Source organism: Mycobacterium shunyiense (genome assembly GCF_058270035.1).
Genome location: NZ_JBZDPT010000003.1, coordinates 132,989 through 146,990, shown reverse-complemented (window position 1 = coordinate 146,990; position 14,002 = coordinate 132,989). Strand labels below are relative to the sequence as shown.

13 protein-coding genes and 1 tRNA gene are annotated in these 14,002 nt (G+C 65.2%); 8 read left to right on the top strand and 6 right to left on the bottom strand.

Features of this window, described 5'->3' with window-relative positions; translation table 11 throughout:
* Positions 1–79: 79 nt before the first annotated feature.
* From AC4ELS_RS03485 to AC4ELS_RS03475, 3 genes are all read right to left on the bottom strand, one after another.
* Entirely contained in the window at positions 80–1,423 is a 1,344-nt protein-coding gene (locus AC4ELS_RS03485; protein WP_499045879.1) for an ammonium transporter, read from the bottom strand.
* Positions 1,424–1,773: 350 nt separating this feature from the next.
* Positions 1,774–2,343: a dCTP deaminase gene (gene dcd / locus AC4ELS_RS03480; protein ID WP_064877797.1), complete on the bottom strand. Its 570-nt coding sequence runs from the start codon at positions 2,341–2,343 to the stop codon at positions 1,774–1,776.
* 16 nt (positions 2,344–2,359) lie between these two features.
* Complete coding sequence (locus AC4ELS_RS03475) at positions 2,360–3,349, bottom strand: DUF7159 family protein (protein WP_499045877.1); 990 nt, start codon at positions 3,347–3,349, stop codon at positions 2,360–2,362.
* A 361-nt stretch (positions 3,350–3,710) separates the two neighbouring features.
* Here AC4ELS_RS03475 and AC4ELS_RS03470 point away from each other — a divergent pair.
* From AC4ELS_RS03470 to AC4ELS_RS03455, 4 genes are all read left to right on the top strand, one after another.
* Positions 3,711–3,784: transfer RNA gene (locus AC4ELS_RS03470), tRNA-Gly, on the top strand.
* 230 nt (positions 3,785–4,014) lie between these two features.
* Positions 4,015–4,263 carry a hypothetical protein gene (locus AC4ELS_RS03465; protein ID WP_499045875.1) on the top strand — a complete coding sequence of 83 codons (249 nt, stop codon included), beginning with the start codon at positions 4,015–4,017 and terminating at the stop codon, positions 4,261–4,263.
* A gap of 249 nt (positions 4,264–4,512) precedes the next feature.
* Positions 4,513–5,619: a TIGR03857 family LLM class F420-dependent oxidoreductase gene (locus AC4ELS_RS03460; RefSeq protein WP_498886403.1), complete on the top strand. Its 1,107-nt coding sequence runs from the start codon at positions 4,513–4,515 to the stop codon at positions 5,617–5,619.
* 44 nt (positions 5,620–5,663) lie between these two features.
* The gene (locus AC4ELS_RS03455; protein WP_498886405.1) at positions 5,664–6,311 is read left to right on the top strand and encodes a TetR/AcrR family transcriptional regulator; all 648 of its coding nucleotides are present in this window, start codon (positions 5,664–5,666) and stop codon (positions 6,309–6,311) included.
* Between the two features lie 41 nt (positions 6,312–6,352).
* Here the strand turns inward: AC4ELS_RS03455 and AC4ELS_RS03450 are convergent, their stop codons facing one another.
* The gene (locus tag AC4ELS_RS03450; RefSeq protein ID WP_499045873.1) at positions 6,353–7,018 is read right to left on the bottom strand and encodes a rhomboid-like protein; all 666 of its coding nucleotides are present in this window, start codon (positions 7,016–7,018) and stop codon (positions 6,353–6,355) included.
* A gap of 270 nt (positions 7,019–7,288) precedes the next feature.
* On the opposite strand from AC4ELS_RS03450, the gene AC4ELS_RS03445 reads away from it, so the two are divergent.
* The 3 genes from AC4ELS_RS03445 to AC4ELS_RS03435 all read left to right on the top strand — a co-directional run bounded on the left by AC4ELS_RS03445 (position 7,289) and on the right by AC4ELS_RS03435 (position 11,206).
* Positions 7,289–7,774: a MarR family winged helix-turn-helix transcriptional regulator gene (locus AC4ELS_RS03445; protein WP_064930115.1), complete on the top strand. Its 486-nt coding sequence runs from the start codon at positions 7,289–7,291 to the stop codon at positions 7,772–7,774.
* A gap of 112 nt (positions 7,775–7,886) precedes the next feature.
* Positions 7,887–10,406: an arylsulfatase gene (locus AC4ELS_RS03440; RefSeq protein WP_499045871.1), complete on the top strand. Its 2,520-nt coding sequence runs from the start codon at positions 7,887–7,889 to the stop codon at positions 10,404–10,406.
* 182 nt (positions 10,407–10,588) lie between these two features.
* Positions 10,589–11,206, top strand: a complete 618-nt coding sequence (locus AC4ELS_RS03435; RefSeq protein ID WP_499045869.1) for a maleylpyruvate isomerase family mycothiol-dependent enzyme — start codon at positions 10,589–10,591, stop codon at positions 11,204–11,206.
* On the opposite strand, the gene AC4ELS_RS03430 is transcribed toward AC4ELS_RS03435, so the two are convergent.
* Entirely contained in the window at positions 11,203–12,087 is an 885-nt protein-coding gene (locus AC4ELS_RS03430) for a hypothetical protein (protein WP_499045975.1), read from the bottom strand. The genes AC4ELS_RS03435 and AC4ELS_RS03430 overlap by 4 nt on opposite strands.
* Before the next feature lie 57 nt (positions 12,088–12,144).
* Positions 12,145–12,828, bottom strand: a complete 684-nt coding sequence (locus AC4ELS_RS03425) for a VldE C-terminal domain-containing protein (protein ID WP_499045866.1) — start codon at positions 12,826–12,828, stop codon at positions 12,145–12,147.
* A 259-nt stretch (positions 12,829–13,087) separates the two neighbouring features.
* Between AC4ELS_RS03425 and AC4ELS_RS03420 the strand changes: the two genes are divergently transcribed.
* The gene (locus tag AC4ELS_RS03420) at positions 13,088–13,942 is read left to right on the top strand and encodes a helix-turn-helix transcriptional regulator (RefSeq protein ID WP_499045972.1); all 855 of its coding nucleotides are present in this window, start codon (positions 13,088–13,090) and stop codon (positions 13,940–13,942) included.
* Positions 13,943–14,002 lie beyond the last annotated feature (60 nt).

The following is a 14,002-nucleotide window of genomic DNA, read 5'->3' as shown; positions in this document are numbered from 1 at the left end:
CGGACCGCGACGGCATGCTGCGCGCCGGCGCCGGTTAGTTAGACCCTACTCGGCATTACGACAAACAGCGCCGCCCGGTTCATCCCGCGCTGTCTTCCTCGGCCGGATCGGGGCGATGCGTCAGGCCGCCGGGCTGGCCCAACTGGCCCAGGGTTCCACCGAACAAACCGGGCCGGCGCTGAGGCAGATGCCCGTGCACACCTTCGGCGTAGGCGGACTCGGCGTGCTGGGTGAAATCGACGCCGGTGGTCTCATCCTCGGGACTGAGCCGAAAGCCCATGAACCGGTCGATGGCCTTGGCCAAGAGGTAGGACATGGTGAAGGCGTAGGCGGCCACGACGACCGCGGCGAGCAGCTGCTTACCCAACTGCGTCAGCCCGCCGCCGTAGAAGAGGCCCTGCGGGCCCTGGGTCATCACCTCGGTGGCCAGGAATCCGATCAGCAGCACGCCGACCACGCCGCCGACGAAGTGCACGCCCACCACGTCGAGCGAGTCGTCGTACCCGAAGCGGAACTTCAGGCCGATTGCAAAGGAACACACCACACCGGCGGCCAGGCCGACCACGACCGCGCCGAGCGTGTTGACGGTGCCGCACGACGGGGTGATCGCCACCAGGCCGGCCACCACGCCGGAGGCCGCGCCGAAGGTGGTGGGCTTGCCGTCACGAACCTGTTCGACCGTCAGCCAGCCGAGCATGCCCAGGCAGCCGGCGACCAGGGTGTTGAGGAAGATCGCGGCGGCGGTGCCGTTGGCGGCCAGCGCCGAGCCCGCGTTGAAGCCGAACCAGCCGAACCACAGCAGGCCGACGCCGAGCAGCACGAAGGGCAGGTTGTGCGGGCGCATCGCGTCCTGTTTGAAGCCGATGCGGGGGCCGAGCACCAGGGCCAGCGCCAGCGCCGAGGAGCCGGAGACGATCTCGACGACGAGGCCGCCCGCGTAGTCGAGGACGCCGAGGCCGGCCAGCCAGCCGCCGGGACCCCAGACCCAGTGCGCGACGACGGCGTACACCGCGACCGCCCACACCGGGACGAACAGCATCCAGGCGGCGAACTTCGCGCGGTCCGCGATGGCCCCGCTGACCAGGGCGGCAGTGATGATCGCGAAGGTCAGCTGGAACGTGGCGAACAGCAGCTCGGGTACCGCGCCGTGGGCGGTGCCGGGCGTGATGCCGAGCATGCCGAAGTGCTGAAGGCCGCCGATCAGACCGCCACCCGCGTCATCGGAGAAGGCCAGGGTGTAGCCGACCAGCAGCCAGGCCACGGTGACCAGCGGGATCGAGATGAAGCTCATCATGATCATGTTGAGCACGCCGGTGGTGCGGACCATCCCGCCGTAGAAGATGGCGAGGCCGGGGGTCATCAACAGGACCAGCGCGGTACTGGCCAGCAGCCAGGCGGTGGCAGCCGGATCGATCTCGTGCACGTCGGGCTCCTTCGGTTCCGACGAGAATGTCCGGCGCGCGTTTCAGGTACGCGGCGTGCGTGTTTCCGGCGTGTTTCGTGTTGCGGTGTGGTTACTGAAAGTTCACCGGGTTATGTGTTGCGCGCTTGGCGTGGCAGAGCCCGCTTCAGCAGAGCCCGCTTCGGCTGAACTTCGGCACGGTTTTCTACACCAGGGCTGTTGACGGGCCATGCCCACAGCCCCCACGTAGAAAACGGCGCACGCGTCGGGAGCACGAGCCTCACCAGTCACGCCCAGTGGCCAGTTATGGCACGCGAATCACTGGTCGGCGCGAGATAAGTGGCCACTCGGCGGCGCAGGCAGGCGGTGCCCTACGACTTGATGAAGTTCAAATGCGAGCGTGACGGCGTCGGACCACGCTGACCCTGGTATTTCGAGCCGACCTTGTCGCTGCCATACGGGTGCTCGGCCGGGCTGGTGAGCCGCAGCAGGCACAGCTGGCCGATCTTCATGCCGGGCCACAGCGTGATGGGCAGGTTGGCGACGTTCGACAGCTCGAGGGTGATGTGCCCGGAGAAACCGGGGTCGATGAACCCGGCCGTCGAGTGCGTCAACAATCCGAGACGGCCCAACGAGGACTTGCCCTCCAGGCGTCCGGCCAGGTCATCGGGCAGCGTGCACACCTCGAGCGTGGAGCCGAGCACGAACTCACCCGGATGCAGCACGAACGGCTCGTCCTCGGCGGGTTCGACCAGGGTGGTCAGCTCGTCCTGCTGTTTGGCCGGGTCGATATGGGTGTATCGGGTGTTGTTGAACACCCGGAACAGGCTGTCCAGGCGGACATCGACGCTCGACGGCTGCACCAGGGCATCGTCGAACGGCTCGATGGCCAGGCGTTTCGCGGCGATCTCGGCCCGGATGTCCCTATCGGAGAGCAGCACCCGACGAGCGTATCGGTTAGCGACGGACCACCCCCGTCAACGGCGGCCCCGAGGTGTCGGCGTAGGGCGCGGTCAACGATTTCTCAGCCGCCCGACCCCCCAGCGGCACCACCTTGCGCACAACGGTGTGGATGGGTGGCTCGGCCGGCGGGGGCGGCGCAGTCTGTTCGACCGGGGTCGACGCCTGCGACGGAGGGGTGTCGTCGTTCCCGTGCACGGTGATCGCCAGGAACACCGAACCCGCCACGATCAGCATCGCCGTCGTCAGGATCGTGGCCAGAGTTCGCATCACTGGGTCGTACTTGGGAGCCGGCGCAGCCTCGTCGCGAAACTCGGAGCTCGAGAACAGCGCACCGCGCGCCAGCAGCAGGGCCGCGTCGTCGCCGAGCACGACTGGCCGCGACATCACTGAATTAACCTCCTCGACAAGGTTTTCCACGTCCGGGGCGGATCCCGCGATGGCAACTTCGGCGATCGGCTCGGGGAAGCTCTCGCAGACGCCGCGAAGCGACAGCACCGCAGTTGCCTCGTCAGCCTCGTCCAGACGGCGACTACGCAAACGTCGTGTGCCGTCCTCTTGCTCGGCGCCGATCACGGCCAGCATGGTCTGCTCGGGTTCCACCACGCACAGGGCGATGGAGTCACAGTCAGCGACCTGGACGGTGTATTCGGCAGCGGCTTCGAACGCGTCGGTCGTGGAGACCACTGCCACATTCGCGACGCCTTGCTCCGCGAGGGCGTCGAGCACCAGTTTGGCGTGAGTGTCGACGGCGTCGGTCCAGGTCAGCGCGACGCGGGTGACGGTGTATCCGTTCGCGGGCGCGTCGGCGTAGGTGTCGAGCACCGCCTTGACGACGTACTCGTGAAAGCCAGGGTGCTCGACACCGATGCGCGTGTCCGTGTCGAGCGAGTCGTGGTCGATCACCGCGCCGTCGCCCTGAGCGCCCTCCACCAGGAGAAGCCGGGCGTCGCGCGAGGTCATGGCAATACCGATAACAACATCCATGGGTAGAACCCCTTGCTTGGTTCGGCCCGTCGTGCGGACCTGTTCGCTCCATTCAGCGCCGGATGGAGCCCACGGGTACCGACGGTAGAGGCGGCGCCTGAGAGCTACGGCCCGATGTATTACATGACTCTCAGGGTCGGGCGTGGACAGCAATCATGTTCTGAGGTCATATGTTTCGCCACGCCGTCCGAGGCTCCGGGTCCGCACTGCGCAGCCGCGCGTCGAGGGTGCCGGCCACCTTCGCCAGTTGCCGGCTATTGCCCCCGGCATGAACCGGCGTCAATTTCTTAGACTCGCCGAGACGATGTCCGCCCGCCTTACCCACAACGCGAGCCGGGTTGCTATCCTTCGTCAGCACCATGCCGATGTAGTTCAATGGCAGAACATCAGCTTCCCAAGCTGAATACGCGGGTTCGATTCCCGTCATCGGCTCCATACATGCAGGTCAGCGACGTAAAGCAATTTGCCAGCCAACTCGAACCCGCAGCCCAGCGGCCACCCGACCGAGCTGATGTTGCGCGGCCTCGACGCCTAGGCATCCCTGACAACCGTTTCGGTAGAACGTCGGAAGCTGTGTGGCGCCGCCCGCGCGATCATCGGAACCGACTCGGACTACACGAGTAGCATTGCCACTTGTCGGGGGCCATTGGCCGGAGGTACCGATCATGTTCGACGCGACCCACTCACTCGTCGTTACTGCTGCAGCAATGCTGACGCTGGGCTTCAGCACAGCCGTCGCCTATGCCGACCCACCAGCGCCCGGCTCCGCCTGCGGCCCCGACAAGGTGATCACGTCCGTCAACACCTGCGAGCCGCTCAACTCACCGTGCACGGGATATGACGGCATGGTGATTGGGCGGGTGGCCGCTGACGGCCGGTGCGTGATTCCCGGGCTCGACGGCACTCGCTGGTAAGCCGGACCGGTAGCGGGCGAGCGGTCACCGCCCGTCGGTGATTGCTGCCGCTGCAGCACCAGAAGACCACGAGAGTGGTTGCAGCACAATACGTCAACCGACTGCGGAGGACGGCATTCTTCACCGTCGTGCGCGCGGTTGATCTTGCCTGCGCCCGACGAACGCCGCCACCCTCCCATTCATTGAGAACCCTCATTGACAATTGCCCTCGCCGGGCTGACAGTGCTAGACGTCCGCGGAACGAAAGGCATGTCATTGAGCGCGAACCAGCCCGAAGACCAGCTCAACGAGCTCGGCTACTACGCCGTGACCCGGCACCCCGCGGACGTCCGGGTGGTCCTGCCCGAAGCCCGTACCGCGGATGCACTCGGCTTGGGCTCCTGCCACATCGGTGAACGCTTCACGGTGAAGGACCCGGCGGTCCTCTCGGGAGCGGTCGCGGGCGCCAGCACCACGCTGGGCATCGCGCCGTCGACGAATTACCACACGCGCCATCCCACGGTCACCGCGACGATCGGCTCGACCATGCACGCACTCACCGAAGGCCGCTTCGCCATGGCGTTCGGCCGCGGGATGGCGGCGTACTGGCAGGCGATCGGTCTGCCGGTGGTGACCGAGGCACGACTCCGCGACTTCTTCGGCATCCTGCGCCGACTCTGGGCCGGCGAGATGATCCTGGACCACGACGGCCCGGCCGGGAAGTGGCCGTTCCTGCGCCATGCCAGCGGCCTGCCCGACGGACCGCCGATCGGACTGGTGGCGGTCGGCCCCAAGACGATGGAGCTCGCCGGCGAGATTGCCGATTTCGTTGTGCTCCATACCTTTTTCTCCGACGAGGCGACGACTTCGTCGGTCGAGGCAGTGCGCCGGGGCGCGGAACGCGCCGGCCGGGATCCCGACAGTATCCGCATCTGGGCGTGCCTGGCCACGGTCCCCGACGCATTGTCGCCGGAGGATCAGATGCGTCGCGGGGTCGGGCGGCTCGCCACGTACCTGCAGGCGTACGCGGACGTGTTGGTGTCGGCCAACGGCTGGGACCCCGCGGCGTGGGAGCGGATCAAGCAGACCGATCTGTTCGCCGACGCAGCCGCCGCGGGGCCGATCGACGCCAGCGCCTCGTTCGAGACGCTGCAGCGCATCGCCGACCTGATTCCCGCCGAATGGCTGGACTCGGTAGCAAAGGGATCGCCGCAGGACTGCGCGAAAACCATTGCCCGGCAGTATGACCTGGGCACTCACTCGGTCATCATGCATGGTGCGAGTCCACATGAACTCGCGCCCGTCGTGCAGGCATACCGGGCCAACCGGCCGACGCTACGACGTCCGGTCGCGGCGAACCCCGGGCGGTTCGCCTGAACTCCCGCGAATCCCCGCAGGCCACCCGCGCTCGAGAACAGTGGGTGGCCGCGGTCCCGTCTGCGGCCATCCAGTCCGCCGCGGGCACGCGGTTGAACAAGCGCGGCCTGGAGACCCGGGCACGCCTACTCGACATCGCCATCCACTGCCTGGCCGACAGCGGCGGCGAGCCGGTGTCGGCGAATCGCATCGCCAAGGATGCAGGCGTCACCTGGGGCACGGTGCAGCATCAGTTCGGCGATCTGGACGGGCTGTGGGTGGCGGTGATCACCGAGATTCACTCCCGCAGTTGGTCGTCCGACACAGACAGACCGGCGCGCACAGGCACATTGCGGGAGCGGGTGATTACAGCCATCGACTCGGTCTGGGCGTACTTGGACACCACCGAAGGTCGGGCATTGACGGCGTTGCGCACCTCGCTTCCTGCCCGCCGTTCCGACATCGCAGCCGAGTATCCATTGACCGCAGCGGCTTTCGCGGCACGCGAACTCGACTGGATTCAGGGGTTCGACTATCTGATGGACGGGCTCGATCTCGACCCGGACCAGCTGTACCGGGTACGGTGCCTGTTGCCCGCCGCGATCCGGGGACTGAGCAACGAGCGCCAGATCGGCTTCACGTCGGACCTGGAGATCGCCCGCGCGACGTTGACTGACGCGGTGGTGGCGTTGCTGACCCAACCGTGGTCTTGACCGCTACGGTTTTCCACACCCGGGCTGTTGACCGGCGGTAGTCACGACCCTGCGGTAGAAACCGGCGCCGCCGGCCGCCGCGCCACCCGCCGACCCCGACCATCCCTCCGCGTGAGCGGATAACAGCACAGCCCGATCAGCAGCGCCGCCATATGGCCGATCGCGGTGAAGTTGATATTGCTGACCAACGCGGCACCGAAGTACACAAACGCCGCGCCGAGATAGACCCAGCGCCACGGTCGCGGCATGCGGAAGGCCAACGCCGCCCCTACCCCGACAAGAAAATAACTGACCCCGACGTCGCGGACATGAACGAGCCGCTCGGGTGCGACGTGATCGTGGATCGCCAGGTACAGCAGGCCTTCGCTGATGTAGGTCGCCAGCACGTGGGCGATCAAACCTACTGCCAACCAACGGATCTGGCCGAGCCAGCGCTCTGCCGGGGCAAGTATCAGGCTGAACAACACCAGGTATGGCGTCCAGTACCGGCCGTCGATCCAGAACAGGCTGGTGACCAACACGTAGAGCGGATCCGTCCCCAGGTGGTGGATGTTGGTGGAGCTCTCGACCAACAGGGCATGCAGCTCGCGCCCGTGCATTTGGCGCTGAATGATCGTGGTGACCAGCAGCGCGGCCAGCCACGCATAGGTCAGCGGGGCGCTGCGCACATATCTCCACACCGCCGCCGGCCATGACCTCGGGCGCACAATAATCAGTATGGGCGTGATGGCTGGGCGTCGCCGGGATTGCACCGACACGGACGAGGGTCGCCCTGCGTCCACACCTCACTCGACGCCGGAAATCCGAATGCGGCGACGATCGTGAGTCGATTCATATTTTCGAATTGTACTGTTGCACAGCATTTTTGGAAGAGATATGTTCGGCCGGCCCGAATGCATTGAATGTATAGGCCAAAACATCAGGCCTCCACAGCAGACTCACAACCACCAGGCCCCTTCGCATGGGATACTCCCTGGATGGGCAGCGCGCCGCAGCACGAGATGACCCGAACTCCGGTCGATGAACTATCGGCATTCGAAGTCGCAACCCGAGATCTGGTCGGCGTGGCGCTGCGCAGCGTCGAGCAACTGGAGATCTCACTGCCCCAGTGCCGACTGCTGCTCGTGCTCCAGGCGCGCGGGAAGTCGACATCGACGGAGTGCGCGCAGGCGCTCGGGGTGGTCGGGTCGACGGTGACGCGGTTGGCCGACCGGCTGGATGCCTCCGGCCATCTGACACGCGGCTCCGACCCGAGCAACCGCAGTGTCGTCACCCTGGCGCTCACCGACCGTGGCCGCAAACTGGTCCGGCAGGTGAACACCCGCCGCCGGAGGGAACTCAGCAAGGTACTCGATCGGCTCGATCCGGCGGAGCGAGCGGCGTGCGCGTCGGTATTGCGCAGTTTCCATGAGTTGCTCATCAACGATGACGCCGATGATTTGGATCGTCCGATACCGCTGTAGGAATATCACCCATAATGGGTGATGCATTGGCCCACAATGCAAATCAACCGTTAGCAACTTGTGCCGTCGTTTATCCGGACAATCTGTCCAATCGGGCATAGTGTCAGCTGACATGGAATCGAATACCGATGACATGGCCCAGTCTGAGGACAACAAGCGCGGCAAATTGTCGAGACGTTCGATGCTGGGAGGCATCGCTGCCACCGGAGTCGGAGTAGCCGCTGCCGGCGCGTTCGTCGCCGGATGCGAAGACAACTCTGGAAAGCCGGGCGCCGCCGGAAAAGCCGGCCCTCCCGACTACGGGACCGGAATCAACGAAGGCTTCGATGGGAAGATCGAACTGGATGTTCGTGACTCGAAGCCGGATTGGAAGCCCTTCGAGCTCAAGCACGCCCCGGAGGGCGCTCCCAACGTCCTGGTGGTGCTCTTCGACGACACCGGTATGGCCTCGTGGTCGCCGTACGGCGGCCGGATCAACATGCCGACGCTGCAGAAGCTGGCCGACAACGGGCTCACCTATTCGCAGTGGCACACCACGGCGCTGTGTTCGCCCACCCGGTCCTGCATGTTGACCGGCCGCAATCACCATGTGAACCGGTTCGCAACGATCACCGAGGGTTCCGACGGCTTCCCGGGTGCCGCGGCCCGACTGCCCGCGCAGTGCGCGACGGTCGGGCAGGTGCTGCAGGACAACGGCTACAGCACCTTCTGGGTCGGCAAAGACCACAACGTGCCGGAGGAGGACGTCTCCAGCGGCGGTAGCAAATCGGAATGGCCGCTGCAGAAGGGCTTCGACCGGTTCTACGGGTTCCTCGGCGGCGAGACCAATCAGTGGTATCCCGACCTGTCCGAGGACAATCGGTTCATCGATCAGCCGTACGCCCCGGAACAGGGCTATCACTTGTCGAAAGACCTTGCGGATCAGGCGATTCGGATGCTGCGCGACCAGTGCTCCAGCAACCCGTCCAAGCCCTGGTACATGTGGTTCTGCCCCGGCGCGAACCACGCTCCGCATCACAGCCCTGAGGAGTACTCCGCGAAGTACAAGGGCAAGTTCGACGATGGCTACGAGGCCTACCGGGAGTGGGTACTGGGCCGGATGATCGACAAGGGCATCATGCCCAAGGGCACCGAGCTGACACCGATCAACCCGTTGCCTGCCGATGTGGCTTCGGAGGCCGATGCGGTGCGGCCGTGGGATTCACTGAACCCCGATGAGAAGAAATTGTTCAGCCGGATGGCCGAGGTGTTCGCCGGCTTCTCCGAGTACACCGATGCCCAGGTCGGCCGCGTCGTCGACTACCTGGAGCAGACCGGGCAGCTGGACAACACTGTCATCTTCTACTGTGCCGACAACGGCGCATCCGGTGAGGGGTCGCCGAACGGGTCGGTCAACGAGAACAAATTCTTCAACGGCTACCCCGATGACCTGGCCGAGAACATGAAGATGCTCGACAAGCTCGGCACCCCTGATACCTATAACCACTATCCGACGGGCTGGGCGGTGGCTTTCTCCACGCCGTTCCAGATGTTCAAGCGCTACTCGCAGTTCTCGGGCGGCACTTGCGATCCGATGGTGATCCACTGGCCCAAGGGCATCAAGGCCAGGGGCGAGGTGCGCCATCAGTACCACCACGCCACCGACGTGGTCCCGACGATTCTCGACGTCGCGGGAATCAAGATGCCCGACGAGTACCGCGGCATCAAGCAGTACCCGGTCAACGGGGTGTCGATGCGGTACAGCTTCGACGGCGCCGATGCCCCCACGACCAAGAAGCGGCAGTACTACGCGATGCTCGGCACTCGCGGTATCTGGCAGGACGGCTGGAAGGCGTCGGCACTGCACGCGCCCATCAGCGGAAAGGGTCACTTCGATCAGGACAAGTGGGAGCTCTTCCACGTCGACGAGGATCGCTCCGAGGCCAAGAACCTCGCCGATCAGAATCCGGACAAGCTCAAGGAGCTGATCGACGCGTGGAACGAGGAGGCCAAGAACAACTACGTCCTGCCCCTGGACGACCGCACCGCCGTCGACCTGATCACCATTCAACGGCCCCAGTTCGAACCGCCCCGCACCCGCTACCTCTACTACCCGGACACCGCGCCGGTGCCCGAGGGCGTGGCAGTCAACATCCGCGGCCGTTCCTACAAGATCATTGCCGACGTGGATATGACAAAGGATGCCCAGGGCGTGTTGTTCGCGCACGGTTCCCGCTTCGGCGGGCACTCCTTGTTCATCAAGGACAACAAGCTGCATTACGTCTACAACTTCCTCGGTATCAAACCCGAGCAGGTGTTCGTCTCCGGTCCGCTTCCAGAAGGCAAGCATGCACTGGGGATGGAGTTCGTCTGGGAGAAGAAGGGTGATCACGGTGAATCCCTGGGAACCACAATTCTTTACGTAGACGGCAAGGAGGCCATGAAGGGACCGATGCGGGCGCAGATCGGCAAGTTCACCCTGGCCGGTGACGGATTGTGCGTCGGGTTCGACAGCGGCGACAACGTGTCGTCGCTCTACCAGAATCCGGGACGGTTCACCGGCGGCACCATCAAGGGCGTCGCGGTCGACGTGAGCGAGGAGAAGTACGTCGACCTCGACAAGGAGGCGCAGGCCGCGTTCGCGACCGACTGAGCTACTGACGCCGACACTCTGGCCCAGCACCCGATGCTGGGCCAGAGTGTTGTTTGCAGGCCCTGTGGCGAACGTGCAGCTTTTTGACGCGGAACTGCGAATCGGGCGGAAGATCCTGCACGCTCGCCACAGCGTCCGGCCCGACTAGTTTGATCAGAGAACCCTGACGATAGGAGCGGGCCGTGGACTCCGACACGATCTGGCGCAATGTCGATGAACAGCGCGGATACCTCGCTGATCTCCTCGACACCCTCGAACCGCAACAGTGGGCCACGCCGTCACTGTGCGCGGGTTGGACGGTGCGCGAGGTCGCCATCCACATCACGCAGTCCCACGCGAGCATCGGCGAGATGTTGCCCGCGGCGCTCAAGTCGGGCTTCCGGTTCGACGCGATGGTCCGCCGGGCGGCGCTGGAGGATCCGTCCGACCCTGCTGCCATCACCGCACGACTGCGCGCCATGGCGGGGTCGCGTAAACGCCCGCCGCTGACCAAAGAGGTCGATCCACTGCTGGACATCCTGGTTCATACGCAGGATATCTGCATCCCGCTCGGGATCGACCGGACGATGCCCCCAGACGCCGCCGTCGCCGTCGCAGACCGCTTGTGGCACATGAAGTTTCCGTTCGCTCCGCAACGGGATCTGCCGGGCTACCGGTTCGTCGCCACCGATGCCGACTATGCCGTCGGCCCGGAATGGGGCGGCCGGCGTGAGGCCCCCATCCGGGACATCGTGCTGATGTTCTCGCGACGACGCGACGTGCCCGATGCGGAACCCGAGGCCGACGCCGACGCCGACTAACTCGGCCGGGCGGTCGGCGCGTCGTCGTCGAAGAACTCACGCAGGGTGAGGAACCCGCCGTGCCGGTAGGCCTCGTAGGCCCAGATCGCGGCGATGATCGGCAGTGGGCCGAACGCGACCAGCCACCGCGCTGAGGGCGGGACAAGTTCGGCGATCACGTGCGCGCTGGGTTGGCCGTCGACCTCGGCGGGGAGCCATTCGTGCAACAGGATGGTCAGCATCCGGGTGGCCTCGAATGGGCCGGCAATGGTGGACAGCACCCAGCTGAGTGAGGCGATGATCAGCGCCCACGGCCAGGCAAGCAACAGCGACTGGTCATCGACGATATCTGCGGCCGAGCGGATTGACTCGGCGATGAACGCAAAACCCAACGCCACCAACAGGACACCGATCTGTGCGGCCAGCAGATCGTCGAGCACCGAGTTGGCCAGTTCGTCCGCGGTCCGCGTCGGTAGACCGAACGCCAACGACAGCAGGCCAGCCAGCAGTGCCAGCAGCATCAGCGCGGAGGTGGAGTCGTCGATGCGCATGAAGGAGTCGGTCAGGATGCGCATCACCAGACGCGAGGAGGACGCCGGCCTGGTCCGGTAGAGGATCATCACCACCAGCCCGGAGATGATGATCGAGATCAGCCAGGCCACCACGGCCGCGCAGATGATCACCAGGGCCAGTGAGCCGATTACGGGGACCAGTTGCTCATTCGCGGTTTCCCCGTTGCGGACCACCAGGAGCGGCACCACACCGATGGCCACCACGCCGAGGGCGCGCACCAGGATCGGCAGGGTGAATCCGGCGATGTCACTCGCGTCGAGGTCAGGATCGCTGCGGCGGATCGCACCGATCTCGGCGCTCATCACCGATCGCGCCCGGCGGAACGACATTCTGCGCGCCACGACGCGAATCTAAACGTCGGGCGCACCCGTGATCGGCCGACACGCTCAGCGGAGGTACTGCTCGCCGCCTGTCGGGTACCCGCCGCCCTTGGTCGTCAGGTGAACGTGGTCGTAGTGCCCGTAGCTGCCGGCTTTCGCGCCGCCGTCCGGCGTGTAATAGGTGCCGCGCCAGATGGCGTCCTGCAACGCGAACCGATCGGCGTTCTTCAAGGCATAGGCGACGATCCGGTTGCCGAGCGCGATGCCTTCAGAACTGCTCGAGTTGGGGATCATCACGTCAAGCGCCAGGCCGTTGGGGTGCCAGCGCAGCGCGTCCGGACGCACGCCGCCGATCTCGCGGATCTGGGGGAAGTCGGCGTGGACGCTGCGGGCGGCCAGGATGGTCTTGACCTGCAGGCCGCGCTCGGGTGCGATGCCGACCGGCAACAGCTGGGGAATGTTGAGGACGCGCCAGCGCGAGGCGGTGCCCGGCTGTGCCTGCGCCGCACTCAACGAGAGGGCCTTCACCGAGGGCGCCGACGCGGGAGCGGCCGATGCGGCCACGATCTCCATGCAGCACTGCGCGGTCTCAGTGGCCGCCGGCTGCGCTATGGGTTTGGAGAGGTGCTCAGCGGGGTACGGATGGGAATCGCCACCGCTGGCGAAGAACGCAGCGACCGGCGCCAGGATTGCAGCCGCAACAGCCGGCAGTTTGCGCTGGCTGGGGCTGGCTAATGCGTGTCGGCCCACACGGGCACCATACGGGCACTTCTGTGACAACGCAGCAACCCCTCCCCCGATCTACGAGTTTCCTCAGAAACGTGTCAAGCATCTACGCGGCGTGTTTCCGCAGGTCATTAGTCACAAATTGGTCACGAATATAAGAGTTTCCTAAGGCTCGTCAGTTCGATATTTCAAGTCGAAAACACCATCTCGTGCACTTCGCCGCCGCTACGCTCCGATCCGGATTGACGCAGCCGCAAGGCGCGCAGGAGGTACGCGGGTGGCAATGACGCTGTGGACCGGCGACCGGCCCCAGACCCGCCGTGTCGTACTCGGCGAGCGGACCGTAGCTACCCGCGGACTGTCCATCCGGTACGCCACCGAGCAGATTCACACCACGACGGATTGGTGTTGCTTCGACGACACCCGCCACCTCGTCTATGTCCACCGGTCAGGGCGCCTGCGCTCCATGGAGACCGATCTGGATTGGGGTCCGTCTGGCCGGGGCGTGCCCAACGTGGGCGACATCTGGGTGGTGCCGGCCGGCGACAAATGCGCATCACTGGTCGTGGGCGACACCGCCGCGTACTGCGAGATCGCCATACCCGAGCAACTGCTCGGCGAGACGACGTTGATTCCGCGCGTGAAGCACCGCGACCCGCTGATCCATCAGATGGTGGAGCGCATCTATGAAGTTGCCGATCGCGACGACGCGCTCGCACGTCTGCTCACCGACTCGGTGGGCGAAACTCTCAGGCTGTTGCTCACCGACATGTACACGGTGGACCCGCCGCAACGAGCCGAGCACCGTCCAGACACCCTGGACGCCGCCACCCGCTCAAAGATCATCGAGTTTCTCGAGGACGGCATGGACTCGGAGATCACTCTCGAAATGCTTGCGCAGCAAGCGAAGATGTCCGTCGGCGCCTTCATCAAGGCATTCCGGGCAGCGTTCCACACCACGCCCTACCAGTACCTGCTCGATCGACGTATCGAACGCGCGAAGTCACTGCTGCTGCACACGACTCGAACCGTCACCGAGATCAGCGCGATGGTGGGATTCTCGACGCCGAATCACTTCGCCACCGCCTTCCGGCGCCGGGTCGGCATGTCACCCCGCAACTACCGCACCCCTCGCTGAGCAAGGGCATCGGCCTCGCCGCGTCAATAATTCAAACGTCGAACAGAATGCGAATGTTGT

Excerpts from the sequence above, each read along its gene's own strand:
- AC4ELS_RS03430 (WP_499045975.1), bottom strand. The coding sequence starts at position 12,087 with ATGTCGTTCCGCCGGGCGCGATCGGTGATGAGCGCCGAGATCGGTGCG.
- AC4ELS_RS03440 (WP_499045871.1), top strand. The coding sequence starts at position 7,887 with ATGGAATCGAATACCGATGACATGGCCCAGTCTGAGGACAACAAGCGC.
- AC4ELS_RS03465 (WP_499045875.1), top strand. The coding sequence starts at position 4,015 with ATGTTCGACGCGACCCACTCACTCGTCGTTACTGCTGCAGCAATGCTG.
- AC4ELS_RS03445 (WP_064930115.1), top strand. The coding sequence starts at position 7,289 with ATGGGCAGCGCGCCGCAGCACGAGATGACCCGAACTCCGGTCGATGAA.
- AC4ELS_RS03420 (WP_499045972.1), top strand. The coding sequence starts at position 13,088 with ATGACGCTGTGGACCGGCGACCGGCCCCAGACCCGCCGTGTCGTACTC.
- AC4ELS_RS03460 (WP_498886403.1), top strand. The coding sequence starts at position 4,513 with ATGTCATTGAGCGCGAACCAGCCCGAAGACCAGCTCAACGAGCTCGGC.
- AC4ELS_RS03475 (WP_499045877.1), bottom strand. The coding sequence starts at position 3,349 with ATGGATGTTGTTATCGGTATTGCCATGACCTCGCGCGACGCCCGGCTT.